We start from the raw sequence: 25,390 nt of genomic DNA, 5'->3' as shown, positions 1-25,390 counted from the left end.
ATGATTAAAACCTTATCTGACTTTAATGTGGCTTGTGCAAAGTTCAAACGCACGGATATGAACACGATGGATTCCTGCCTGCGCAGGAATGACGATAGAAAAGGTATCCAAATAATCAGGTGACAGAGTTTACCCAGGCTCATGATCGCCATTAATGCAAGCAGGAGCTGATGGCTGTCTGTCAGCGGTGACTTAACAAACCCGGCTAAATATCACCCACCAACGGCAATTCCAGCCCCTTGCCATACACCCGTATCAACTCCTCCACAGGTTGCGGTCTGGATAGTACAAAACCCTGTATCAGGGTATCGCCAAACTGTCGCAAGAAGGCGAGTTGGGAGTCGGTTTCTACGCCTTCTGCAATCACGTTCAGGCGCAGGTTGCGCCCTAGCTCTATGATGGTGCGGACGATGGCGCGGTCTTCGCTTTGTTGTGGCAGGCCTTTGATGAAGGAGCGGTCTATCTTCATCGACGAGATGGGCAGGTTCTTCAAGTGGGCGAGCGAGGAATAGCCCATGCCAAAATCGTCCAGGCTGATGCCAAAACCCTGACGCCGTAGCGTGCTCATGATGGGGATGACATGGTCAGGCTGTTGCATGAGCATGCTCTCTGTGAGTTCCAGGCAGAGGTGCTGCGGTTTGATGCCTGATCTTTCGACGACGGCACGCAATTCATCTGGCAGCGTGCTGGAGGTGAATTCTGAGGCGGCCATGTTGACATGTACCTTTACATTCTCAAAACCACAGCGGTGCAGGCGTGCCAGGTCGTGGCAGGCGCGGTGCACGACCCAACTGCCTATCTGTATGATGAGGCGGCTTTCTTCAGCAATGGGGATGAAGATGTCGGGCCGCACGATGTCGCCATTGGCGCGGCGCCAGCGTATCAGCGCCTCTATCGCATGGATCTGGCCATTACCGGCAAAGATGGGCTGGTATTCGAGGAACAGGGCTTGCTCGGCAATGGCCTGGTGCAGCTCGGTTTGCATCGTCAGGCGCTGCGCCAGGTCTGACTGTTGCACGGCCAGGGTGTAGGAGGTGCTGCTGGAAAAATAGCTGACGTCATTGCGGCCATTTTTCTTGATGCGGTACATGGCAGTATCGGCACCGCGCAAGAGCTCAGGGCCGGTCAGGCCATTGTCGGGATAGATGCTGATACCTATGCTGGCCGAGACAGTAATCTCATGGCCGTTAAACATAAAGGGTAGTTGCGCTGCATGCAGCACCTCTCTGACCAGACTGTCGAGCTGTTCATTGAAGGGCGTGGCAGAACCATCGGGCTGGTAGAGTATCGCAAATTCATCACCACCGAGCCGCCCTACCAGCTTGCCGGGTATGGGCAAGCCCTGCACTCTTTGCGAAAAACCGCGCAAGACCACATTGCCAGCCTCATGGCCAAAGGCATCATTGACAGGTTTGAAGCGGTCCAGGTCAATAAAGATCAGGCCAAATACGGCGTCGGTGGTGGCGCTTCTTTTGCAGGCGCTGTCGAGTATCTGGTAAAAATGGCTGCGGTTGGCGAGCTCAGTCAACCCATCGATTTGTGCCAGCAGGCGTATGGTTTCTTGTTGCTCCAGCCTTTGGGCGGTTTGCGCAATCAGTGCACCTATGGTGGCGGACAAGCTGGGCAGTTGCGCTTCGCTCTGGCGAGTCAGGCGGCTGTAGAATTCCAGCACGCCGGGGCAGTGGCGCTCACCTTCATCGGTGATGTAGGCGACCGGGAAGATGTAGCCGGAGCGCAGCTGGCACTGTGTCGCACTCTTATTGCGCAAAAAATCTTCGTCACTGTTCATGTCCTCTACCCAGCGCGGCTCGCCTTGTTGCCACACCTGGCCGACCAGGCCAGTACCGGGGCGCACCTGCATGGCCTGGCTTTCTTGCGTGAACAGTTGCAGGGTCTCTTGCTGAGCATGCCAGTAATCCTGCAACCTCAGTTGACGCTCACCTGAGGCATTGCTTGCGACCGTCCAATAAGCGCCCCACTCCCAGCCCAGGTTTTCACAGACCAGTTGTATAACTTTGGTGACAGCCACGCCTATTGAATCTGCACCAACAAATAGCCGGGTCGATTCAAAGCCCAGGCGCTCGCGCATGGCGGCGTGCCTGGCGGCAGTGATATCGGTCAGTATGCCTTCACAAAGAACAGATGCAGGCGCTTGCGGCACCGATCTCAGGCGCAACCAGCGCAGGCCGCTGCCTTCATTGAAGATGCGAAATTCATAGTCGATCTGCCCGTACCTGGCAGCCGCATTGCGCAGGGTGGCATTTACCTGCGCCATGTCATCTGCGAGTACTTTGGCAAAGCCGTGCTCCAAGCCCGCGTGCCAGCCAGATACCACACCCAGCATGCCTGCCGTCACATTGGACAACACCATGCCATCACTATCTGGGTGATACCACCAGCGCCCAAAAGCCGCCGCCTGCTCGATTGCATCCGGCACGGCAGCCTGCGCCAGCAGGGCGTACAACTCCGGGCAAGTGCAGAGTTCTACATATTCTGGCAAGAAGCTGGCAGGGGCGAGGGAAATGGATTCATGCATGGCGTGAAATACTTCCGGATATGCAAAGTGATTATTTATGGCCAGCAATTTTTATACCATACTATTCAGCAAAAATGCTGCTTTTGGGTGCGTATGCTGTGATACCACCCACATGATTGCAAAACTTATATTTTCATGGGCACCCATGCAAGCACTAAAATTTTGTAGCAATAATTACTAATATGTAGAATAATCTACCAAATGAAATGGATATTACTGATTATCAGCCTGCCCACAGAGAACGCCACCGTCAGGATGCGTGCGTGGCGGGCCTTGAAAGCCTCTGGTGCCGTGGTCTTGCGCGATGGCGTGTATCTAATGCCAGATAGCAGCCCATGCCGCAGCAGCATGGAGGCCATCGCTGCCGATGTCTTGTCGGCTGGTGGCACGTCCATGCTGTTACAGGTTGAAGAGCCGCAAGTAGCGAATTTTGCGGCACTGTTTGACCGCAATGCTGACTATGCCGCCCTGCTGGCCGAAGTGGCCCAGGCTGCTGCTGCCCTGAGCGCAGGCACGCTGGCCGACAGCATCAAGCAGGCCCGCAAGCTGCGCAAGGCCTTTGCCACTTTGGCAGAGATAGACTTTTTCCCCGGCGCAGCGCAACGCCAGGCCGATATCACCTTGCAGGAACTGGAACTCAGCATCGCCCGTCTGCAATCCCCGGACGAGCCGCATGCCGTGCAGGCGCAGATCAGCCAGCTAGCGATGAGCGATTACCAGGGACGTATCTGGGCAACCCGTGCCCGCCCCTGGGTGGACAGACTGGCCTGCGCCTGGCTGATACGCCGCCATATCGATGCCCATGCGGTCATTTTATGGCTGGCCAGCCCTGCTGATTGCCCGGCCGATGCACTGGGTTTTGATTTTGATGGTGCGCGTTTTAGCCACACCGGCAATCGCGTCAGTGTTGAAGTACTCATCGAAAGCTTTGCACTACAAACGCCGGCCCTGCAACAACTCGGTGCACTGGTGCATTACCTGGATGTAGGCGGCGTGCAGCCACCCGAAGCGGTGGGAATAGAAAGCGTGCTGGCAGGCATGCGCGCAGCGATTACCGATGATGATCAACTCTTGCAGGCAGCCAGTGCTGTATTTGATGGTTTGCTGGCCTCTTTCCAGAAAACCGGTGGACTGTAACAGGAGCATGACATGGGCGAGGCAAACGGCAACAGCTACACACTCTGGCAACTTATCGCCTATTTCTTGCGCCTGGGCACGCTGGGTTTTGGTGGCCCGGTGGCACTGGTAGGCTATATGCACCGCGACCTTGTCGGCGAGCGCGGCTGGATCAGTGAGGCTGATTATAAAGAAGGCCTGGCCCTGGCCCAGCTTGCCCCCGGCCCGCTGGCGGCGCAACTTGCTATCTATCTGGGCTACGTGCATTACCGGATCTTAGGGGCGACGCTGGTGGGCATCGCCTTTGTGTTGCCATCATTTTTCATGGTAGTGGCACTGGGATGGGCGTATATGCATTTTGGAGGCTTGCCGTGGATGCAGTCTGTCTTCTACGGTGTTGGTGCCGCAGTCATTGGCATCATCGTCATGAGCACCAAAAAGCTGACACAAAAAAGCGTGGGCAAGGACAAACTGCTGTGGTCTATCTTCCTGCTCCTGGCTGCTGTCACGGTCGTCACCGAATCAGAAATCGCCTGGCTGTTTATTGCTGCTGGTGTGTTGGTCTGGTTGCTGCGTGCACCACCAAAATTCCTGAACAAAAACACGGTGAACTCCGTCGGCGCCACCCTGCCGCTGGTGACGGGCTTGCTTGGCAACCTGGATGTATCACTGCTGGCGCAGTTAGGCATCTTCTTTGCCAAGGCGGGTGCTTTCGTGTTTGGCTCTGGCCTGGCGATCGTGCCGTTTCTATATGGCGGCGTCGTAACAGAACATCACTGGCTCACTGACAAACAATTTGTCGATGCTGTGGCTGTGGCCATGATCACGCCTGGCCCGGTCGTGATCACAGTGGGATTTATCGGTTATCTGGTGGCGGGCTTACCGGGGGCATGCGTGGCAGCGCTGGCGACATTCTTGCCCTGCTATCTGTTCACCGTCATACCTGCACCTTACTTCAAAAAATACGGCAAAGTCCCCGGTGTGCTGGCCTTTGTTGACGGCATCACGGCGGCAGCCATAGGGGCGATTGCCGGGTCTGTGATCGTGATTGCCAAACGCTCTATCATCGATATCCCGACTGCCTTGATTGCCCTGGTGAGCATAGCGCTGCTATGGAAATTCAAGAAATTGCAGGAGCCTGTACTTGTCGCTGCTGCGGCTGTACTTGGCTTATTGATTTATCCCCTCATCTCCCATACTTAAAGGTGGCAATATGGAAATGATATTACGTTCGCTTACTCTCGATTTGGACCTGCTCAAGGGCCTGAGCAGCAAGCTTATTTTCAGCCACCATGAAAACAACTATACCGGGGCGGTCAAACGACTGAATGCCTTGCGCCAGCAACTGACCAGCCTGGATTGGGCGGCCACACCTGCCTTTACCATCAATGGCCTGAAGCGGGAAGAACTGATCGCCACCAATTCCGCCTACCTGCATGAGCTATATTTTGATGTGCTGGGTGGTGATGGGGTCTTACCTTCCTGTGGCTTATCGAGCGCGCTGGAGCGTGACTTTGGGTCAGTCGCACAATGGCAGACAGAATTTACGGCGCTGGCCAAGGCCATGGGCGGAACCTCGGGCTGGGCCTTACTGTCCTGGTCTGCCCGCGAAGGCCGTCTGATCAATCACTGGGCAAGCGACCATACGCAATTACTGGCTGGTGCTACCCTCATACTCGCGCTGGACATGTATGAGCATGCCTATCACATGGACTTCGGTGCCAAAGCGGCAGCTTATGTGGATGCATTCATGCAGAATCTGAATTGGGACAGCATCTATCGCCGTTATGGTGCGGCTGTTGCCGCAGACGCTGCTATCTGGGCAGTTGAAGTTGCTGCCAGCATGCACGTAGAACCCGCAACACAAATCATCGATGTGCGAAGGGCGCAATTTTTTGCGGAAGGCAAGGATATGCTGCCAGGCGCGCAATGGCGCGACCCCTCACAGGTAGGCAACTGGAGTAAAGAGCTGAATCAGTCACACCCCATATTGATTTATTGCGTCCATGGACTGGACATAGGCAGATCAACCGCCCTGTCATTACGGGCGCGTGGATTTGATGCACGCTTCCTCGCGGGTGGGATAGAATCCTGGCGCGAAGCAGGCTTGCCCCTGCAGGCAAAGCCCGCAGACATTGGCACGATGCAAACTTAAAAAAAAGCAAGCTGCCAACCTGACGTATTGTCGCTGGCAAAGGCATTGTTTGCAAAGCATGGTGTTTAAGCTTACTTGCATCTGAGTCTGAGCCTGAGCATGCATGGCATGCATGCCTGCCCGGGTCAAACGCGCACAGGCTGCCTGCCATGCCATAATAGGCTAGCAACAATCAAACTAATGAAACCAGAGCAAAGTATATGCACAAAGGCGTCTTTTATGCACTGATGGCCGCAGCCCTGTTTGGTGCCAGCACCCCGTTTGCCAAACTGCTGCTGGTACATTCCAGCCCCATCGGCGTAGCGGGCATGCTGTACCTCGGTAGTGGCCTGGGTCTCTTGCTCTGGTATATCTTGCGCGCCATTCTGCCCCGCAAGAACGGCCGCGAGAGCACACCCCTCAAGCGGCAAGACTTGCCATGGCTGAGTGGCGCAGTCGTTGCAGGTGGCATTGCTGGCCCTGTCTTGCTGATGCTGGGACTGAGCCTGACTCCGGCCTCCTCCGCATCACTATTGCTCAATCTGGAAGGTGTATTGACTGCGCTGCTAGCCTGGTTTGTTTTCAAAGAAAACTTTGACCGCCGCATCTTCATTGGCATGCTGCTCATCGTCGCGGCGGGCATCTTGCTATCGTGGGAGCAGGCACCTGCCCTGGGTGTACCCTGGGGCGCTATAGCCATAGCCGCAGCCTGCCTTTGCTGGGCGATAGACAATAACCTGACCCGCAAAGTAGCTGCCAGCGATGCCGTGCAAATCGCCGGAATCAAAGGCCTGGTCGCAGGCACGGTCAATGTGACGATAGCGCTGGCCATGGGAGATACTTTTCCTGAAGGCCAGACAATACTGGCGACAGGCATCGTCGGGTTTTGTGGCTATGGCCTGAGCCTGGTCATGTTCGTGCTGGCGCTCAGACATCTGGGTACAGCCCGCACAGGTGCCTACTTCTCGGCAGCCCCGTTTGTCGGTGCAGCAATTTCTCTGCTATTGCCAGGCGACACACCCAGCCCCCCATTCTGGCTGGCCGCCGCCCTGATGGGCGCAGGCATTTGGCTGCACCTGACGGAACACCATGAACATGCACATGAGCACGAAACCATGGAACACGCCCACGCGCATGTGCATGACGAACATCACCAGCATGACCACGAATTTGCATGGGACGGCAAAGAACCCCACGCGCATGCACACCGCCACCTGCCTCTGGTACATGCGCACGCACATTATCCGGATATTCATCACCGGCATGGGCATTGAGAATGTTCAGGAAATTCCTCGTTCAAGCCAGGGTATCAATAATGCCATAGCCCGCCTGCACAAACGTGAGCCCGGCGGCGATCAAGGGCGGGGGTTAGCAAATCTAAATATTCATCACAGCCGATAAAGCATATCAAAGCAAAGAGTGTTAATACGATGGATTCCTGTCTGCGCAAGATGACGAATTGAAGGTTGTCAGGATTACCTGCCTGTCTGGCATACCAACATTTCCACCTGGCTGGTAACTCGCTTTATCATCCCACGCCATATTAAGGTCGCTCCAGCGCAAGCTGGAGCCCAGGGGCTTTCGTTGTTCACGAATATCATATACGCAGCGACAGCCAAGGCACGCTACGAGCGTATCTGAAACACCAGCCGAGTAGATTCACGTCTGTGCACGAATGTGCATCCTGATGTTGAACCAACATCGTCGTCTAAATTAACGTCGAACACAATACAAGAATCAACAATGTATGGGTCAGCACCAAAGAGAAAAGCCAGAGCACCCGCCCTGGCTTTTCTCATACTAACTTGCAGATAACAGGCAAACCAGATTTCGGTTCACCCATCACCCACATTCAATACCACTCACACAAACGACGCCTCATTCACATCACATGCGGCATGGCGTGCATACACCGCACTGGCAAACGCCCTGCCCTGTGACAAAGAACGCAGGTCATTCGTGTGACCGAACAGTCTGGTCAGGGGCACATCGGCCACCACTTCAACACGGCCTGTGTTTTCTGTGATGCCCAAGACACGGCCGTTGCGTTTTTGCAAGTCACCGATGACATCGCCGGTGTTAATGGCGGGGGCATCAACGGTGACTTTCATGACGGGTTCAAGCAAAACCGGGTTGGCCTTGCGCAAGCCTGTCAGCACCGCTTCCTTGGCAGCAATGATGAAAGCCATTTCGTTACTGTCAACGGCATGAAAATCACCATCAAGCAAAGTGACTTTAACGCCTGTCACTTTTTGCCCCAGCGGGCCTTGTTGCATGGCCTGCTGTACGCCTTTTTCAACAGCCGGGAAAAACGCTGTTGGTATCACGCCGCCCTTGACGACATTGGCAAAGGCAAAATCGCCCTCATCCAGCAACTCAAGCCGCACGACCGCGCGGGCATACATGCCTTTGCCGCCGTTTTGCTTGTCCAGCTTGCCTTCTGCTTCGACCATAGGCAAGCCCATTGTTTCTTTGTAAGCCACATGCGGCGCGCCGACACGTATGTCCACCGCAGCTTCACGGCGGGCACGTTCCAGCACCACATCCAGATGCAACTCACCCATACCCCACAAAATGGTTTCGCCAGTCTCGACATTGTTTTCCAGACGCAAAGACGGATCTTCACGACGGAACTTGTCCAGCGCTGCCAGCATCTTTGCACGGTCAGTGCCACTGCCTAGCTCAACTGCCAGCGCCACCACAGGTTCACCTGCATGGATGGTTTCTAGCGTCCACGGTTGCGCCTTGCTGGACAAAGTTTGCCCGGTCAGCGCATCTTTCAGGTTGGCGATGGCGATGATACTGCCCGCGCCAGACTGCGTGGTACTGGTACGTTCATCCGCATGCACGACATACAGACGGCCTATGCGCACAGAACTATCCAGGCTGGCGTTCCAGATGGTTTCACCTTCATGCAAACTGCCACCATAAATACGTACAAACGCCAGCGAACCATGTTCATCATGCGTGACCTTGAACACTAGCGCCGCCAGAGGATCAGCATCACCAGTTGCCACAGTCACGCTGTCACCGTTCAATGTCGCAACGGGAGCAGCACGGTCGTCAGGCGCAGGCAGCCAGGTTATCACCGCATCGAGCAGCGGTTCTATGCCTGCGTTTTTATACGCAGAACCGGCCAGCATGGGCGTGGCTTTTCTGGCCAGCGTCAGGGTACGCAAACCTTGCAAAATTTCTGCATGGGTCAGCGTGTCTTTCGCCAGATAGGCATCCGTCAATGCGTCATTCGCTTCTGCCGCGACCGAGGCTGCATAGGCATACGCTATCTGTGCTTGCGCCTCCAGTTCTGCGGGCAGAGCCATCACCGTCATATTGCCCTTGGCATCCCATTGCAGCAGACGCTGTTGCAAGACATCGATGACGCCACCAAACTCATCACCAGCACCAACAGGTATCGCCAGCGGCACAGGGCGCGCGCCCAGGTGCTTGCGCACTTGTTCTGTCACGCGGGCAAAGTCTGCACCGGTCTGGTCCATCTTGTTGACAAAGATGATCATGGGCACGCCATGTTTCTCAGCCTGGTGCCAGACAGTCTCAGTCTGCGGCTGCACGCCAGCCACGCCGGACAAGACAGTGATGGCACCATCAAGCACGCGCAGAGAGCGTTCAACTTCTATCGCAAAGTCAATATGGCCAGGTGTATCAATCAGCGTGAATTCATGGCCGTTCCAGACGCAGCGGGTCGCCGCTGCACCGATGGTGATGCCACGTTCTTTTTCCAGATCCATATGGTCCATGGCTGCATTGCCTTCATGGACTTCGCCTGTGCGGTGGATTTCGCCGGTTTTAAACAGGATGCGTTCAGACAGCGTGGTCTTGCCAGCGTCGATGTGCGCGATGATGCCAAAGTTGCGCCAGTTGTTACGCGCAGAGTGAGCAGATGCCTTGTTGGAAGCGGCACGGGGGACATTGTTCGTCATGATGGGTCTTTCTACATAGCGAGCGGTCGTGGGGTTGTCCTGGTGACAGCGCCGCGGGGCCATGCGACCACCCTTATTTCAGTGGACCCGCGCGCGTTCTACATCTGCTGACTTCATGTTATATGGCTCCTCATTGAGAGAGTGATTGATTCAAGGTACACTGCAAAGTGTTGACTAAAGTGGTGCCGAGTTTTTGGTTATCAAGGGCAAAAACAGAGTACCGGAAACAAAGTGCTGGAAAACAAAAAAGGCCCTTGTGGGCCTTTGTTTTTTTTCTGATTCTATCTGATCAGAGTTTCAACGGGCACACATCAGCGGCCCCGGGATGTCGTCTGACATGCCGGGAGGGCGGAGGTAAAAAAGAGTATGCTCAGTGTTTTCATTTTTGTAGAATAATCCTGTTTTTATCAGTTGTCAAATGGGTCTATACTGGAAATGTCACAGACAAAGCAAGTACAGAAATGCCATCTTCATAGGGAAATCCCCAACATTGACAGCTTGATTGGCACACCTATAATAAAATTTAATCGATCTGATATAAATTATCAATCAACAAGATGCGCTAGAGATTCTGAACCTCGAATTCAACGATCTCACCCTCTTTACTGCCAAAGATGCAGGTACCAAGTATAAGTCCAATAATGATCTCAAACTACATTGCAGGACATCCGGGAAAAGATTATGGCTACGACCGCCTCATGGAAGCGGTCTATTACACCCCGCATTCGGTACGGCAGATGATCAACTGCGAGCCAGAATTATTAAACTGCAAGAACTATTCAGGCGAAACGGTCATGCACTGGTTTGTCGTGGAAAACGACATCGAAATTGTTGAGCTACTCAGCTCTTGCGGTGGCATGGTATCCAGTTATGCATTAACCGAGGCATGCAGTCTGGGATATGTGGATATGGTCTACCTGTTATTGGGAATTGGCATAGTTCCAGATATGACATCCTGCAGAGTACAGATAAATCTTGGCTCCAACATGCCAAGAAAAACCTTGATAAAACTCCGGCGCGCGTTCAACAGGTATGGGTATAAGCTCGATTGGCCCTTGGCCGAAAAACCAGCATTCTGAATCTGGTCACTTCTTCAGTCAAAAGACGGTGCCTTATAACGCATCCTACGCACCGAATCAAAATAAGGAACGTTAAGTACTCACGTCGTGCAACTTTCGTGTTTTCTGTTTCTGTAAAAACCTCAGCGAGTGGCGTTATAACGCACCGCTTTTGATGCTCTTAAGTGTATTCAAAAATTTAGAAACGGTGCGTTTCAACGCACCCTACACCACTCCGACACCCTCTACTCCACCCCTTACTCCACCCCATACACCGCCGACACCCGCGTCCCTACCACCAGTAAAAAATGCGTCACCGCACAGGCACTCAATATCCACGCCAGTGGCAAATCCCCCACCAACGCACCAGACAACACCAGGCTCACCGGCATCAACAGTTTGAATAGCGAACCAGTAAGGCCGGATATCCTGCCTATGTAACGGCTGTCTGTACTCTCCTGGCGGTAGCCCCAGATGCAGACATTGCCGATGACGGTGCAAAAACTGTTGATGGCTAACGCCAGCAGTAGCAACGGTATGCTGTTGCCCCAGGCCAGCAAGAGCATGGAGCACGCCTCTACACCCAGCTCCACTGCCAGCAGGCGGCCCAGGCCAAAGCGCTGGCGCAGGCGGCTGGCAACCACGCCGCCGATAACACCGCCTATGCCTGCCACGCCATACATGAGGCCGACTTCGGCTGCGCCCAGTTGCAACTGGTCACGGGCGCGGAATAAAAAGAGTACATCCACCACGCCTGCGCTGCCATTGATGATGACCACCAGCCAGGCCAGGTGCCACAGCGGCTTGTTGGCGACCAGCACGCGCCAGCCATCGCGCCATTCATTCCAGAAGCCATCTGCATCCGGTTTGCGCACCGGCAGTTGCAAGTCCCTGAGCAACCAGGCGGCCAGCAGCATGGCCAGCATGGGCAGCCACAGGCCCAGGTCCATGCGTATGGAAATCACGGCACCAGCCAGCGCCGGACCGAGGATGCTGAACACCTGATTGAGCACCGTCAATTGTCCGGTGGCAGGCAGCAGCAATTGTTCTGGCAGCATTTCTTTCAACATGCCCATGCGACAGATGGCATACAGATAATGCAGAGTCATCAGCAGGAAGGCAGTGATAAAGAAAAATGACAGTGCGCGCGCACCGTTCTCCAGCAGCAGCGCCTGCATACCAGTCAATACGACGATGCCGACAATGGCAAAGCGTGCCCAGCGGCCACGGTCTATGCGATCTACCCAGACACCAATGAACATCGCCAGCAGCAAATTGGGCAGCAGCTCAACCGCACGCATGCCCGTCATGACCCCGGCTGATTGCGTCAATTGGTAAAGTATCAGTGGCATGGCGAGCTGGTAGATTTGGGTCCCCAATGAAAAACTGATGGTCGATGCGTATAAGCGGCGAAAGTTGGTGTGTTGCCAAAGCGAGGGAGTGGACATGAAGAATGTAAAAGCAGAGTTGAGCGATGCCCACTAGCGTATATCAAAGGCGGAAACACAAAAACGGATAGAATCTGATATTTCCTTCCCCCTTTATTGCCGGACAAAGATGCGCCTGCTTGATCACTTCCAGCGCCTGGCCGAATGGTATCCCAGCGCCCAAGCGCCCGACTTGGCCCAGATTGCCGCCGCCTTGTGCTGTAGCGAACGCAATGCCCGTTTGCTGCTCAAACGCATGCAGGAGCAAGGCTGGATAGACTGGCAGCCAGGCAATGGGCGCGGCCATCGCTCACGCCTGCACCTGTTGCAAGACCATGAAAGCCTGCGTCTGCAACGACTGCATCACTTGCTGGCTGACGGCAAACTCGAAGCCGCCTTTGATGGCTTGCCCAGTGCGGGACGTGAGCGTCTCAAGCAATCGCTGCCTGGTTATCTTGGTGGTGGCCGCGCCGGTAGCTTGCGCATGCCCTTCTACCGCCCGCTGCATGCACTGGATGCCATTCACATCAACCGCCGCACCGAGCAACACATCATCATGCAAATCTGCGCTGGCCTGACCGAATACGACCGCGCAAGCGAACAGATCATCCCGGCACTGGCACATCGATGGGATGCCAGTGCCGATGGCCGTAGCTGGGAATTTGTCTTGCGGCCTGGCCTGCAATTCCACGATGGCCGTCCTGTACGCGCCGAGGATGTGGCCTATTCCTTGCAACGCGCCCGTGATACCGTCGGCCCTTACTGCGCCATGTTTGCGCATCTGGCTGGCATCAGCGGGGCTGAGCGCAGCGTGAAGCTGCAACTCAACAAGCCCGACCATTTGCTGCTGAATTTGCTGGCTCACCATGCCGCGGTGATCATGCCAGTGGATGATGACAAACGAACAGATTTTGCCAGCCTGCCCATGGGTGCAGGACCTTTTCGCCTGATACGCAATAATGAACACCGGGCCACACTGGCGGCATTTGATGGCTACTTCCGTGAACGCGCCTTGCTGGATGAAATCGATCTGTGGGTCGTGCCACATGGCAGCCCCTTGCCTAAAGTCGATCTGCATCTGGCGCACGCTTCACCTGATCAAGTACCCGCCGCTGATGATAGCTGGTCGCAGATACGCGCACTGGAACAAGGCTGTGACCTGGTCATGCTGAACCCGGCACGGGCAGAATTTGCGACTCCCGCAGCGCGTCTTGCCATTGGCGCGTGGCTGCGTCCCGCTGCCGCTGAACTGGCCGCGAAAGAAACCCGCCCCATGGCCTTTGGCATGCTACCACAATGGCACCATCTGCCAGCGCGAGAGACAGTGGCGACAGTACCTGCATTACCATCCCACCTTGACGTGGTGACCTATGAACTCGATAGCCATATCGCCCTGACCCATTGCATCGCAGCCAGGTTGCGCGAGGCCGGTGCAGATGTCAGCATCCACATCCTGCCCTTCCCTGAATTTGGCCCTTACCATTGGCGGGACTGGGCTGATGTCGTCATCGCCGGTGACGTGCTCGATAACGACATGGAATTTGGTCTCTATAGCTGGCTGGCTGGAGAATCACTGGTCAAGCAGATGACGGATGTAGCAGAACGAAACTGGCTCGCAAAAGCCAGTACAAAAATCGCCGCTGAAGCAAGCGCGGAAAAACGTGCCGACCTCATCGAAGCCTGCTTCGCCCGCATGGTAGAACAAGCCTGGATACTACCCATGCGCCACACCCGCCACGGCATAGACTATGGCCCGCAACTCGGCGGCGTGACCCTCGCTCGCTGCGGCTGGATGGATTTTCGCAAGCTGTGGCTGCGGCCCCGAGTTCTAAAAAAATAACCGATAGCCTACAATATCCGTCATCACATGAACGAACTTATCCAGCAATTTGACACAGCTCTTGTGCCACAATGGGAACGTCATCCAGTCCCCACCAGTAACAGCATTACGCATATAGAATCATGTCTGGATTTTCGCATCCCACCTGAATTGATTGCATTCGCACGTTTGTCTGCAAGCTATGCCAGCTTTTTTCTCAGCCTGGGAGAAGACTACGCATCGGATGCACACATCCTGGAAAAAAATCGCTTTATACGTATGAATGAACATTGGCTGGAGCAAGGTCCACCCGCTCCCGAGCATTTAATTTTTATTACTGATAATTTCATGACTGATTCGTTCTGGTGCTTAGACATCAGTGAAAAAATTGGTTCATATCCTGTGGTACTCTGGTCACCCTCCATGACACCAAGGCAAAAAAGCAGAAGGTATGGCAATTTTTGTGAATTTGTTTCTGATCAAATTAAGCATGATGAAAAAACGAAATGATCGCTATTGATCAGGATCACCAAATTTTGAAAGTACGATATATGGCTGTTAAGCGAGACTACGGTGCATTTTCAAAAACTGCACCCAAGCATTTAAAACCCTTGATCACCAATCTGGATTTTCAGCAAACGACAGGTGCATACTTCTTGCGTAAGCGTGAGTCTTGGGAAGAAGGTTTTTACTTGCAACAATCTGGATATGGTAGTGGCAATTTCTGGGTCGAAATTGGCCTGAGTGTCCCCGGTATGCATACTTATTGGCAAACTGACCCAGCTGAAAAGAGCTTTGGTTTCATCGTAGGCCGAAGATTAGGGATCAATCTGGCAAGCTACCATTCAGAGGTATACCCGGCAGAAAATGCGGATGAGCTAAAGGCAAGCCTGCAACTTGTAGCGCAACACCTGCACATCGCAGAAAGCTGGTTCTCAAACTTCAACACGCTCAAAGATGTCGCGAAATTTTACGGCAAAGGCAACAATAATGAACTTTCTGCAGCCAACCATGCCTATCTCTTGTTACTGGCAGGAGAACCAGAAAAAGCAAAGATCAAGCTGGCGTATGCAAAAAGAAAAATGCAATTAACCGTCGTTGAACATGAAGCTAGTTTCAAAAAGAGAAAACCGGGCAAAGAAGCCCTGCACATTTATGAACTTGATCTCCACCGCTTGAAATGTGTAGAGGCTGCCTTGCGAGAATGTGATTAAGTCGAAACTCCTCTGCAACCAGTAGGGTGCGCCGTGCGCACCGTTTTTTCGGGGGAATTTATCTTCTCGTCATATCAAACGCGGTGCGCACGGCGCACCCGACCAGCGTGATCACAGGCACTTATATCAATGACCCATGCCTTGCAAACTCACGGGCCTCCTTAAACGCGGTGATTGCCTACCGCGCGGGTATTGACCAAACCCGTGGCAAGCACAACTGCATAAGTAAAGCGCGTCAACATGCAATGAAATCCTGATGATTGTGATCTGGTATCGAACGTGCAATTTTTAAATGCCATGTTAAGCTATGTACATCTTTCCTGATTTGTACAGGCCGCACCCTCCATGACAAATAACACCGACATCATTGCCGCAGGTAAACAGCGCCTGGCTTATCTTGATATTCTCGACCTCGCTTCAGCAGTTGAAGAAGATGAATTTCGTACCATCACTTACACCTTCACGACACCGGTGGCGACGATACAGCTTATTGATTCGACGCTGGATGGCGATGTGACCGTCAGCGTTTTTGTCACAGGCCAGGATACACCCTTATTGTATCTTGAACTCATAGGCTGCAAGAACATCTGTGCAGTCGATGACAAGCGCGGCAGGTATATGGAATTTTTGGGGCAGTTGAAGATCGGTGAATATTCAAGAGGCAGCTCAAGGAAAGAAACAGGTTTCAGACTTTATCTTGAGCCATTTGTGCGCCTTGAACCTTATTTTAAAAGCGGCGCATGATTTTTCGATCAAAAAATAATATGCTCTCGCGTTTGAAATAAAATGCGCCTTTGGCTTTAAACGTTTACCGGAGATCGTGCGTCACATCCTACATGCCAGTAAAAAAAAATAAAAATCACGCAGGAATTCATAGGTATGACTATCTTTCAGGATAATTTTTCTTCATGAAAAACAATTACAAAGTCACTGTTTTTTTTCTATTATTTTATACAGCAGAGGTCCTGCTCCTGACAAACGGACAGCTGATAGGTGTGCATTGGTCCTTCTCTGAAAAAACTGCATTTGGGCGCATGTTGCTACACCCTGAACTGGTGCAGGTCCATTTGTTATTTTCAGCCAGTTTACTATGTTTACTCTTGCTCAAGAATGAAAAAACATACAAGCCTATATTTGGCATTGCGCTGGCAGCCAGTATCTACGGTTCATACATCAGCTACCATTTTATGATTGGTATAGATTTGTCGCTGATGCTCGTTGCAGGCCAAGTAATCCAATACAGTGCGCCGTTAGCGTTTCAGGGTGTTTTCAGTATTTTTGCCAAACCCATCCATCGTGCTGATGAAGATGGGAAATAAGTCAGCCTTATTTCGTCACTTTTCTGAACATCCGGATTCAAGTGTATAGTAATCTGCAACGGTTGAGAGCCACTCTAAAATAGTTGGCTACAATTCGAGCACGAAATATTCAGAATAAATCTCCCTATGAAAAACAACCACAGCAATGCATTGACTTTCCTGTCTGTTCACATTTTAACTACCCTGGTGCTTATCACCGGGCAGCTCGTGGATGTGCATTGGCCATATTTAAATGAACGCGAGCTGATGACCCTCCACATTCACCCTGGTTTTGCTGTTGCGTCTATCTCAGTTTCATTACTTCTGCTGGTCTTGCTGTGGCTGAAAAACGAGAATACATACAGATTCATGCAGGCCTTGGCCCTTGCTGCCCTAGTCTATGGCGTCTTTCTTGTGGTGACGCACATGCTGGTCTTTGGGTTTCTGTTGGCCTATGGTGCTGTATGTATTATCCGTTTTAGCGCGCCTCATGGATGGCAGCGTGAGAATAATTTGTTAGGGGTTGCTGTCCATCGTGCAGACAAAGCCGGGCAATAAGCTGATTCATGACTAACTTGAAAAAGACAGTATTTTGACTGACAACTTAAAATTTTCTCTGTCAAGCTTAAGCCTTTTTTTATGAGCCCTAGCTGTGTATTTACTGATGAAAGCAGGCATCATTTCGTTTGACAATGCTAGCAATACAATTTTACAGCTTTTGGTATTTTTTGCGCCTGTCTTAAGCGTGCTGATACCTGGCAGTGTGCATTATCTAAAAAAGGGAGCATTGGTACGGGGAATATTTTTAGTAATACTTTCTCCCGTCATTGGTGCACTGAATTTCCTTGTTCTGATTATATTTTTCTTGGCAGGTGACCATTTCTTTGGGCGTTACAATAACACTGGATATTACTTTGGATACTTTTGCAGCGTTGGTATCTGGATTGTCGTTTTCCTGATGATCAAAACATTTCTTCATTTTTTTAAAGCAGACACGTTGTCTCCCGATCTCTGACTACATGATCAATATTCCAACAGTCATGGAGGTGTTGATTTGCACTGAAAATTGACCCACTTTGCTGGATAAATTGCATCTAAAATTGACCCACGTTTAGCACACAATCCTACTTATCTTGATGAGTAGGGAGCAGGAGTGATTGACGTGGCATTACTAGGTATTATTCGACGCTGGCACATTCGTGACCAAATCCCATTACGGGAGATCGCCAGACGACTTGGCATCTCTCGCAACACAGTCCGACGCTATCTGCGCTCTGAAGTCACAGAGCCAGCCTATGCGGAACGACAAACAACCAGTGCTATCGACAAATACGCATTGCAGCTCTCAAGCTGGCTTAAAACCGAAGCAGGTAAAAATCGGAAGCAACGACGCAGCTTAAAACAGCTTCATCTCGATCTGAAAGAATTGGGATTTGAAGGGTCGTATGACCGGGTGGCAGCCTTCGCCAGGAAGTGGAAGGTGGATCAAACTGACCGGGTCAATTCAGCCAGCAAACGAACACGTAAAGGAAAAAAAGACTAAACTAGCCTCAACCTAACCCTTAAAAGACATTAAAACGAGTGGGTCAGAATTTGATGCAAACGCCGGGTCATAATCCAGCGCAAACTAACAATCGCAGCACAAAAATATCAATTCCTTTTCCTGCTCCCCATTATCATGGAAAAATAGGTAATCGCTACCATCACCAGCCAGAAATAAAAGGAGCCGCGTACGTCGCGCTTCTCTCCTACCCAGCGTGTTGTTTCAGGTACAGTACTCAGATATTCTATACCGACCTGATCATGCTTTTGGTATTTTTCCAGAATGTCTTTTGGTAGTTTTTTATTGACGCTGATTCTTTGATTGCCTACCGTCGTGAAATTGATCATGGCTTCGTTCGTCATGGTCACATCAGGACTATGTCCGCGCGATTTTCGTGTGTGAACGCTCTGCGCATACTTTCGTATTTGTTCAGTCTCGGCGACCTTTCCATACTTGCTGAAGTGACGGTTTTCGAAAAAGCCGGTCACGGTCTCATAGCTACTCAATGCCAGGAGAATGAGTATGAACAAATTTAAAAAGAAACGCGTGAACATGAGATTTATGTCAAATGGTGGCTACAGGATGCAAGGCCGGGTATTTTACGGTAGTGGATAGTTTTTTGTTAATTTCTGATATGTGTGGCGTATAGAAGCAGGAAATTTTCTGAATCACTTCTACAGAACGGTAATTGCACTTCTTATCGTCACGCCAGCTTAATGATCTCCGGCATCAAACAGCAAAGGCAACAGCCGCGCGATATTGCGCGCATCGTCTATGCCACGGTGGGCAGTACCCTCAAACTGCATGCCTGCCTGGCGCAGAGCCTGGCCCAGGCCCAGCTTTTTACGCAGGTTCAGGCGTTCAGACATCAAGGACTTGAGGTTGATGTGCGGCGCACCGACAGGATGAGAAACGCGATGAAAGGCGCAATCCTGCTGCAATTGTTTGCGGTCATAATCGCCCCAGGAGCAAAATACAAAGCCCTGGTATTGATGCAGCCATTTCTTGAATTGAGCGGCCACATCCTTGAACAAAGGCGCGCCATCCACATCGTGTTGCTGTATCGATGTGAGCTCTGTACAAAAGCCCGTCAGCACGGGGTGCCTGACAGGCCGGACAAAACGCTGGAACTGGCTGAGCATCTGAAAATTTGTTGCGTCGACCATGACTGCACCGAATTCTATGATTTCCATTTGTTCACGGGGCACACTGCCCTGGTCGCAGCAGGTGGCTTCAAAGTCGATAACGAGGTAATAATTGGTTTTCATGTTTTTTTTATTTTAAGGCGTGCAGTGTCGCTGGCACACGCCATACGGCTACACGCTATGATGAGCAAGCTGAAATTAGTTGGAAACAAGCTGAACTGAGTTTCAGATTTTTATATCGTATTTTTGTGATGCGCTACAGAGCCGGTCTGCAAGGCCTGCACAAGGTTTGAGTAATGGCATCGCGCTGAACATTCCATGTTGTACCTGGTCTTGTTGTGCTTCTTGTTTTGACCTGGCAAATTTTCCCTGGAGAGGGTGTTGATCACATAAAGTGTATGTGCGGTATTGCTACGATGGCCGAATTGTAGCAACACTTGTTTGAGGAAGGAAAGTTTATTCGCCATGGATGTTGCGTGTTTACTGCATTCGGAGACTGGGCCTGATTACAGTGCGCCCTACATCACGGCTTTGATCAGGTATTTTTTATGGCGCTATTCCACTACTTGGTACCTCCCACCCGCAAGAATGCAATCAGCGCCTGCAAGGCTGTCGTCATGTGGCGTTTGCTGGAGTAATACAGATAAAAACCCGCGCGTATGGTTGCAAAATCAGGTAGTACTTCTTGCAGGCGGCCGCTTTGCAGGTAGGGGCGCACATGGTCTTCTGCCAGGGCGGCAATGCCAGCGCCATTCAGGGCGGCGGCCAGGGCGAGGTTGGCATCATTGACAATAAGGTGGCCGGTTACGGCAATTTCCAGTGCCTGCCCTTTGTCCATGAAAGACCAGGGGATATGCACTTCGGTCGTGGGGCGCTTGATGCGTATGCATTCATGCTTTTGCAAATCGCGCGGAGTATGTGGCATGCCGTTTTTGGCGATATAGCTTTTTGCAGCGACACAAACAAAGCGGCGCTCGGGGCCTATGCTGATGGCGATCATGTCTTGCGCCAATAATTCCCCCTGGCGTATGCCTGCATCGTAACGGCCCTTGGCCAAATCCACGGTTTTATCTTCTACCGAGATGTCCAGCACGATATACGGATAGGTTTTGTGGAATTCTGCCAGCCTGGGCGCGAGCAGCAATTCTGTCGCGACCCGTGGCGAGGTCAGGCGCACTGTGCCCGCAGGCGTATCGCGAAATTCATTGATGGCTTCTATCGCTTTCTCCAGCCCTTCCAGCACGGGCCGCAAATGGTCGAGCAATTGCTGGCCAGCCTGGGTCAGCGAGACGCTGCGTGTAGTGCGGTGCAAGAGCCGCACACCGACGCGGGTCTCCAGTTGCCGCATTACCTGGCTCAGTGCCGACGGTGTGACTTCCAGAAAAGCTGCCGCCCTGGCGAAGCTCTGCCTTTCGGCTATGGCCACAAAGGCCTTGAATTCTGCAAATTCACTGGCGCGCATCAGTTAATCCAATTCATTAGCTGCACTACATGGTTTAATTATTTTTTACTATACTATTTAAACATAATTCTTGCCTATACTGAAGCCCTGGTCAGACTACAAACCGACAAAAATCAACGCCAACCCTACAAGACAAGACAAGACAAGAGAAATATCATGAAAAACAATACCGCAACCAAACTCCGCCTCATCACTAAGGCTATCACCATCATGCTGGGCAGCTTTGCCAGCGCGCTGGCCATGTGGTCGATGATGCAAACCCAGGCACAAGCCGAAACAACGGCGAAACCAGCAGTACCCATGGCTAAATTCCAGGCTCCAGGTTTTTACCGCATGATGCTGGGCAGCTTTGAAGTCACAGTGTTGTCAGACGGTACTGCAAGCCGCCATGTCGATGAGATCATGAGCAAGCCTGAGGATGTGCGCGCAGCCTACGCCCATCATCATGAAGAGCTGCCTGCTGAACTGTCGATCAATACCTATCTGATCAACACTGGCAGCAAGCTCTTGCTGGTTGACACGGGCGCGGGCGAGTTGTTTGGCGCTGCCAGCGATGGCAGTGGCAGCAGCAACAGGCTGATACGCAATCTGCGCGCTGCCGGTTACCAGCCTGAGCAGGTCGATGCGGTCTTGCTCACGCATATCCATGGTGAGCACTCTGGCGGCCTCTCCGCTGGCGGCAAACGCCTGTTCACCAATGCAGAGGTGTATGTCGATAATAACGACGCAAACTATTGGTTGAGCATAGCCCAGGCTAATGCCGCACCAGCAGCAAAACAACTCACATTTACCCAGTCACGCGCGACAGTGAACCCATATGCCGATGCTGGCCGTTTGAAAACTTTCAGCGGCGCACAAGAGTTGTTCGCAGGTGTCAGCACTATCTCCTCCTACGGCCATACGCCGGGGCATACGGCATACCTGATCAGCAGCCAGGGCAAGAGCTTGCTGCTGTGGGGTGACGTGATACATGCCGGTGCAGCCCAGTTCAAAGATCCGACGATCACCATCGCGTATGATTTTGACGCAGCCGCTGCTGTCAATTCGCGCCAGCATTTATTGCAACTGGCGGCAAGCAAGGGCTATCTGGTTGGCAGTGCGCACATATCTTTCCCTGGTCTGGGCCATATAAGCAGCTCGCCAGCGGGTTATGAATGGCTGACTGCGCCTTATCAAATTCAGGGTACGTATTAAAGACTGGCGCTGATGGCGCAGGAGCAGACATGCGCGTCCGGCATGTCTGCTCCTGCTTGCTATTGCCTATCTCAGTGAACAAGCTCAAGGGCAATGACCAATGATGTAATAGCCCGCAGCTGTCTGTGCCAGTGTTTTGGTATAGAACAGGTTGTCCAGCCCCATGTTCTGGTTGGAGCCATTGGCCAGTGCATAACCACCACTGTCGTGCGCCCTGCCTGCTTGTACGTGGGCATAATTGCTGGCAGTGACTGCGCTGCAAACCCAGCTTGACGCGGTGGCGACGCTGATGGCGGCAGACAATGCGCTTTCGCCACTGCTGCCCACAGCCGAAACAGCAAAGCTATAACTGGTGCTGGCTGTGAGGCCAGTAACGGTGTAACTGGTAGCAGTGAGTGGTGAGGCTGTGATTTTTGTGCCATTGCTATACAGGTTATAGCCAGTTGCGCCGCTGACTGTATTCCAGCTCAACATTACGCTGGTGGCCGTGGGAGTGCCTGCGCTCAAACCACCTGGTGCCGATATCGCTGGCGCAGTACCCACCAGAAATTGCGGGATAGTGCAACTGGCGGATACCTGACCCAGATTGTCGGTGGCAATGACTGTGCCTGTGTAATAACCGCTGGCGAGGTTATAGCTTTTGCTAAAGCTGCCGCCGCTGCCTGCTGCGGTATCGTTGACAGTGCTGGGGCCGCTGAGATTGACGGTGTAGTTGCTGATGCTGCCACTGGCTGTAGCAGCACCATTGATCGTGGCGCTGGTGGCAGTGATGCCTGAGCTGGAGCAACTGCTCATCACAGGTGCAGGCACGGTCGATGCGCGCAGATTATTCCTGAACCAGAAATCCATCAAAAATACCGGATAGTTGATCTTGGTGCTATCAACATAATGACTGTTCTGGCCGCCACTGCCCGCAGGCCATGCATGGCCCATGCCGCTGATGGTGATCTCATGCGTGCGTACTTTGCCGTTGACATCGGTATAGGGGATATTGGTGCCGCCAGTAGCGATGCTCACGCTGCTGCCTTGGGTAAAACTGCCACCATAGACCTGGCGCATGGCGGCTACATCCATGGGGCCATAAGCTTGCGCCACTGTATAGTCGCTGGTGCCCCACACCGCACCGGCAATCTGGGTAGCAAATTTTGCTGCATTGCTGCCTGCCATGGCCTGGCATTTACTGGCTGCCGTGGCAGCAGTATAGCCTGAGGGTACGGCCCCAATCTGCAAGGTGGTGGTGCCTGGTGGCGGGCCAGCATTGATGCCAACACCGGCAAATACATCGGGTGCCAGGCAAGCCAGCACCATGGACTCTCCACCACCAGAGGACAAGCCAGTGACATACACCTGGTTAGGGTCAATCGCATATTGCGGATTAGTGACAAAGCGGTTGACCAGGTCCAGCAAAATTGCATCATGCCCTGCCGCGCTGCGGGTATGGGTGGTATTGGCATAGTCCCAGCAATGGTTGCTGTAGACATTGCCAGTCGCATTTGGTGCTAGGATAACGGCACCATATTGCTCAGCCACCACCTTCCAGTTAAACCCCTTGTCGCTGGTCTTGTCTATCACATCGCCGGAGGCGGTCTGTGTGCAGCCGTGCAGCACCAGCACCAGGGCGCGTTTGCCTGCCAGCACCGGTTGCGCTGCTGGCCAGTAGAAATAACCTGTCAGGTTGCCGCCATTGACGCCGTCAGCCGCCCAGGTCTGTTGGCTACTCCAGCTACCTGGCCCGGCAGTGACTGCATGTGCAGTCAGGCTGGCCAGCATCGAGCAGGCCATCAGCATGATGGCCTGCAAGGTAATCTTGATCTTGTTCATTGATGTCTCCGTTATTTTATGTATGCGATTTTATTTATGTGATTTTATTTACGTGATGTTAAGCAGCTTGCGGATCAAGTTTTTTGCACATCAATCACTTTGCACTTGTACAACGATGATTACCCTGGCAAAGTGTTTACCCATAGACCCGGCAACCAGGACAGGCATACGTCCGCACCCCTGGCTTTGTTTTGGTGTTGAACGCGTACGCGCCAGCTCAGCACGCAAGTGCACTGGCTCAAAAAATGAGCTAAAAATTAAAGCAGTTGACGTTCTTGTCTCCTGATGTTTTTGGTATTCCATCTGGGCAAGCGGGAGCTAGGCAGATGCAGACCTGTACAGGTAGCAATCATGGTAAATCATTATTTTGCGAATACAAGGCAAACAGGCTGTGCAAATCTGCACATTTGGCTGGAGAAAAAAACGCATGTTACTTTTGAATGACGATGAGTAATTAGCAGGCGAGCAGCTTGATGCAACAATAGCTGTCCATGCACAGGACTTCCTCTTTATCACCTCGCCTTGCCCGGACACGGTATCATGCCTCATGTCCAGCTCGCTTATCGTCGTCATGAAAAATAATCCCGGTCACCTCATACCCAGTCTCGTTCTGGCCTTGTTCGCCCTCCCCTGCCATGCTCAGACCAGTGTCACACCGGCACAGCCCATGATGCTCAGTGCAGAACGCTTCGCCGCCTTACGACAAGAACCCGCACGCTGGGCCGCATTGCGCCAGCGTTGCGATAAGGAATTGGCACAACCCAGCCATGCAGTGGCTGACTACAGCCCGGCGCGCCATTACACCGCTGACGGGGTCAGCCATGATCCCAGCGGCAAATACCTGAACACGGATGCGGGGGTAGCTTATCGTGCAGCCCTCTGCTACCAGCTCAGTCACGACATCGTTTATGCGCGCCACACCCAGCAGATCGCTGATGCCTGGGGCAAGACGCTGACACATGCATCAAAAGACCAAGGTGCGGCTGAACTCAATTTCAATATCCCGCAATTGGTGATCGCCGCCAGTTGGGTGCGCAATGCCAGCCCCTGGGATGACAGTGACTTCATCAGCATGCTGCAAAACGTGGCGCTGCCACTGTCACATGCTGACAAGGCCAACAATCACGGCAATTGGGGCGTACTGATGGACGCCAGCATTGCCGCCTATACCGGCAACAACAAGCAACTGGAACGCGCGCAACAGCGCTGGCAAACCCTGTTATCCAACCAGGTTGCAGATGATGGCAGCATGCCGCTGGAAATTTGCCGCAGCAACACCAATAATTATTGCGGCGGCCCCGACAAAGGCATCAACGGTATCAGCTATACCCATTACACCCTGCACCCCGCCACCATCACGGCAGAAATTTTTATGCAACTGGGGAAAAATTTATATCAAACGGACGCAGGCAAGAAACTGTCTCTGGCTTACCGGCGCGCTGCGGAATGGACGCGTTACCCTGAACGCTTCCCCTACTATGCCAGCAACCAGGGCAAGCTCAATGGCATCAGCAACACGGCCTATTTCCTGATCCTGCAAACTCACTTCATGAATGACGATGCCGCAGAAGTCATCCAGCAGGGCAAGCCGGGTTCAAACAGCCTGGAACTGGTGCTGTTGTATGCTCGTTGAGGCAGAACGCATAACCACCATCATTCACGCCATTTACAATATCAGCTACACA

Annotated in this window: 21 protein-coding genes and 1 pseudogene; 15 read left to right on the top strand and 7 right to left on the bottom strand. The window is 52.6% G+C overall.

The features are described 5' to 3' along the window. Positions 1 to 205 precede the first annotated feature (205 nt). Positions 206 to 2,536, bottom strand: a complete 2,331-nt coding sequence (locus ACO0LG_RS16135; RefSeq protein WP_423028110.1) for a putative bifunctional diguanylate cyclase/phosphodiesterase — start codon at positions 2,534 to 2,536, stop codon at positions 206 to 208. Positions 2,537 to 2,737: 201 nt separating this feature from the next. Here ACO0LG_RS16135 and ACO0LG_RS16130 point away from each other — a divergent pair, with 201 nt between their 5' ends. From ACO0LG_RS16130 to ACO0LG_RS16115, 4 genes are all read left to right on the top strand, one after another. Further along, positions 2,738 to 3,673, top strand: coding sequence for a chromate resistance protein ChrB domain-containing protein (locus ACO0LG_RS16130; protein WP_423028108.1), 936 nt, complete (start codon positions 2,738 to 2,740; stop codon positions 3,671 to 3,673). Positions 3,674 to 3,685: 12 nt separating this feature from the next. Further along, a complete protein-coding gene (locus tag ACO0LG_RS16125) occupies positions 3,686 to 4,855 on the top strand; it encodes a chromate transporter (RefSeq protein WP_423028106.1) in 1,170 nt (389 codons plus the stop codon). A 10-nt stretch (positions 4,856 to 4,865) separates the two neighbouring features. Next, the gene (locus tag ACO0LG_RS16120; RefSeq protein WP_423028104.1) at positions 4,866 to 5,807 is read left to right on the top strand and encodes a Fe-Mn family superoxide dismutase; all 942 of its coding nucleotides are present in this window, start codon (positions 4,866 to 4,868) and stop codon (positions 5,805 to 5,807) included. 200 nt (positions 5,808 to 6,007) lie between these two features. Then, positions 6,008 to 7,060, top strand: a complete 1,053-nt coding sequence (locus ACO0LG_RS16115; protein ID WP_423028102.1) for a DMT family transporter — start codon at positions 6,008 to 6,010, stop codon at positions 7,058 to 7,060. 588 nt (positions 7,061 to 7,648) lie between these two features. On the opposite strand, the gene fusA is transcribed toward ACO0LG_RS16115, so the two are convergent. Continuing rightward, complete coding sequence (gene fusA / locus ACO0LG_RS16110; protein WP_423028100.1) at positions 7,649 to 9,724, bottom strand: elongation factor G; 2,076 nt, start codon at positions 9,722 to 9,724, stop codon at positions 7,649 to 7,651. Positions 9,725 to 10,365: 641 nt separating this feature from the next. On the opposite strand from fusA, the gene ACO0LG_RS16105 reads away from it, so the two are divergent. Continuing rightward, positions 10,366 to 10,803, top strand: coding sequence for an ankyrin repeat domain-containing protein (locus tag ACO0LG_RS16105; RefSeq protein WP_423028098.1), 438 nt, complete (start codon positions 10,366 to 10,368; stop codon positions 10,801 to 10,803). 236 nt (positions 10,804 to 11,039) lie between these two features. On the opposite strand, the gene ACO0LG_RS16100 is transcribed toward ACO0LG_RS16105, so the two are convergent. Next, positions 11,040 to 12,230, bottom strand: a complete 1,191-nt coding sequence (locus ACO0LG_RS16100; protein WP_423028096.1) for an MFS transporter — start codon at positions 12,228 to 12,230, stop codon at positions 11,040 to 11,042. 109 nt (positions 12,231 to 12,339) lie between these two features. On the opposite strand from ACO0LG_RS16100, the gene ACO0LG_RS16095 reads away from it, so the two are divergent. From ACO0LG_RS16095 to ACO0LG_RS16060, 8 genes and pseudogenes are all read left to right on the top strand, one after another. Beyond that, positions 12,340 to 14,049: an ABC transporter substrate-binding protein gene (locus ACO0LG_RS16095; protein WP_423028094.1), complete on the top strand. Its 1,710-nt coding sequence runs from the start codon at positions 12,340 to 12,342 to the stop codon at positions 14,047 to 14,049. A gap of 27 nt (positions 14,050 to 14,076) precedes the next feature. Next, positions 14,077 to 14,538 carry an SMI1/KNR4 family protein gene (locus tag ACO0LG_RS16090; protein WP_423028092.1) on the top strand — a complete coding sequence of 154 codons (462 nt, stop codon included), beginning with the start codon at positions 14,077 to 14,079 and terminating at the stop codon, positions 14,536 to 14,538. After that, positions 14,535 to 15,242, top strand: a complete 708-nt coding sequence (locus tag ACO0LG_RS16085; protein ID WP_423028090.1) for a hypothetical protein — start codon at positions 14,535 to 14,537, stop codon at positions 15,240 to 15,242. Before ACO0LG_RS16090 ends, ACO0LG_RS16085 begins: the two co-directional genes overlap by 4 nt. Before the next feature lie 345 nt (positions 15,243 to 15,587). Further along, positions 15,588 to 15,986 (top strand): hypothetical protein, encoded by a 399-nt coding sequence (locus ACO0LG_RS16080; protein ID WP_423028088.1) that lies wholly within the window; start codon positions 15,588 to 15,590, stop codon positions 15,984 to 15,986. Between the two features lie 164 nt (positions 15,987 to 16,150). Continuing rightward, complete coding sequence (locus ACO0LG_RS16075; RefSeq protein ID WP_423028087.1) at positions 16,151 to 16,561, top strand: hypothetical protein; 411 nt, start codon at positions 16,151 to 16,153, stop codon at positions 16,559 to 16,561. 126 nt (positions 16,562 to 16,687) lie between these two features. Beyond that, positions 16,688 to 17,098: a hypothetical protein gene (locus ACO0LG_RS16070; RefSeq protein WP_423028085.1), complete on the top strand. Its 411-nt coding sequence runs from the start codon at positions 16,688 to 16,690 to the stop codon at positions 17,096 to 17,098. 106 nt (positions 17,099 to 17,204) lie between these two features. Then, positions 17,205 to 17,555, top strand: a complete 351-nt coding sequence (locus tag ACO0LG_RS16065; protein WP_423028083.1) for a hypothetical protein — start codon at positions 17,205 to 17,207, stop codon at positions 17,553 to 17,555. Between the two features lie 138 nt (positions 17,556 to 17,693). Next, positions 17,694 to 18,032 (top strand): annotated as a pseudogene (locus ACO0LG_RS16060) (helix-turn-helix domain-containing protein); the annotation flags it as partial. A 158-nt stretch (positions 18,033 to 18,190) separates the two neighbouring features. Here the strand turns inward: ACO0LG_RS16060 and ACO0LG_RS16055 are convergent. The 3 genes from ACO0LG_RS16055 to ACO0LG_RS16045 form a co-directional block, all read right to left on the bottom strand. Beyond that, positions 18,191 to 18,445, bottom strand: coding sequence for a hypothetical protein (locus tag ACO0LG_RS16055; protein WP_423028081.1), 255 nt, complete (start codon positions 18,443 to 18,445; stop codon positions 18,191 to 18,193). A gap of 351 nt (positions 18,446 to 18,796) precedes the next feature. Next, positions 18,797 to 19,351: an exonuclease domain-containing protein gene (locus tag ACO0LG_RS16050; protein WP_423028079.1), complete on the bottom strand. Its 555-nt coding sequence runs from the start codon at positions 19,349 to 19,351 to the stop codon at positions 18,797 to 18,799. Positions 19,352 to 19,790: 439 nt separating this feature from the next. Next, a complete protein-coding gene (locus ACO0LG_RS16045) occupies positions 19,791 to 20,690 on the bottom strand; it encodes a LysR substrate-binding domain-containing protein (protein WP_423028077.1) in 900 nt (299 codons plus the stop codon). Between the two features lie 156 nt (positions 20,691 to 20,846). On the opposite strand from ACO0LG_RS16045, the gene ACO0LG_RS16040 reads away from it, so the two are divergent. Beyond that, a complete protein-coding gene (locus tag ACO0LG_RS16040; RefSeq protein WP_423028075.1) occupies positions 20,847 to 21,884 on the top strand; it encodes an MBL fold metallo-hydrolase in 1,038 nt (345 codons plus the stop codon). A gap of 84 nt (positions 21,885 to 21,968) precedes the next feature. On the opposite strand, the gene ACO0LG_RS16035 is transcribed toward ACO0LG_RS16040, so the two are convergent. Beyond that, on the bottom strand, positions 21,969 to 23,705 hold the full coding sequence (locus ACO0LG_RS16035; RefSeq protein WP_423028073.1) for a PHB depolymerase family esterase: 1,737 nt from the start codon (positions 23,703 to 23,705) through the stop codon (positions 21,969 to 21,971). Positions 23,706 to 24,252: 547 nt separating this feature from the next. Here ACO0LG_RS16035 and ACO0LG_RS16030 point away from each other — a divergent pair. Beyond that, complete coding sequence (locus ACO0LG_RS16030; protein ID WP_423028071.1) at positions 24,253 to 25,338, top strand: alginate lyase family protein; 1,086 nt, start codon at positions 24,253 to 24,255, stop codon at positions 25,336 to 25,338. Positions 25,339 to 25,390: the final 52 nt, after the last annotated feature.

The sequence above is a fragment of the Undibacterium sp. Ji42W genome, assembly GCF_049340405.1.
Classification (GTDB): domain Bacteria; phylum Pseudomonadota; class Gammaproteobacteria; order Burkholderiales; family Burkholderiaceae_D; genus Undibacterium.
Note: the sequence above shows the minus strand (reverse complement) of the source record. Positions and strands in the feature narration are given on the sequence as shown.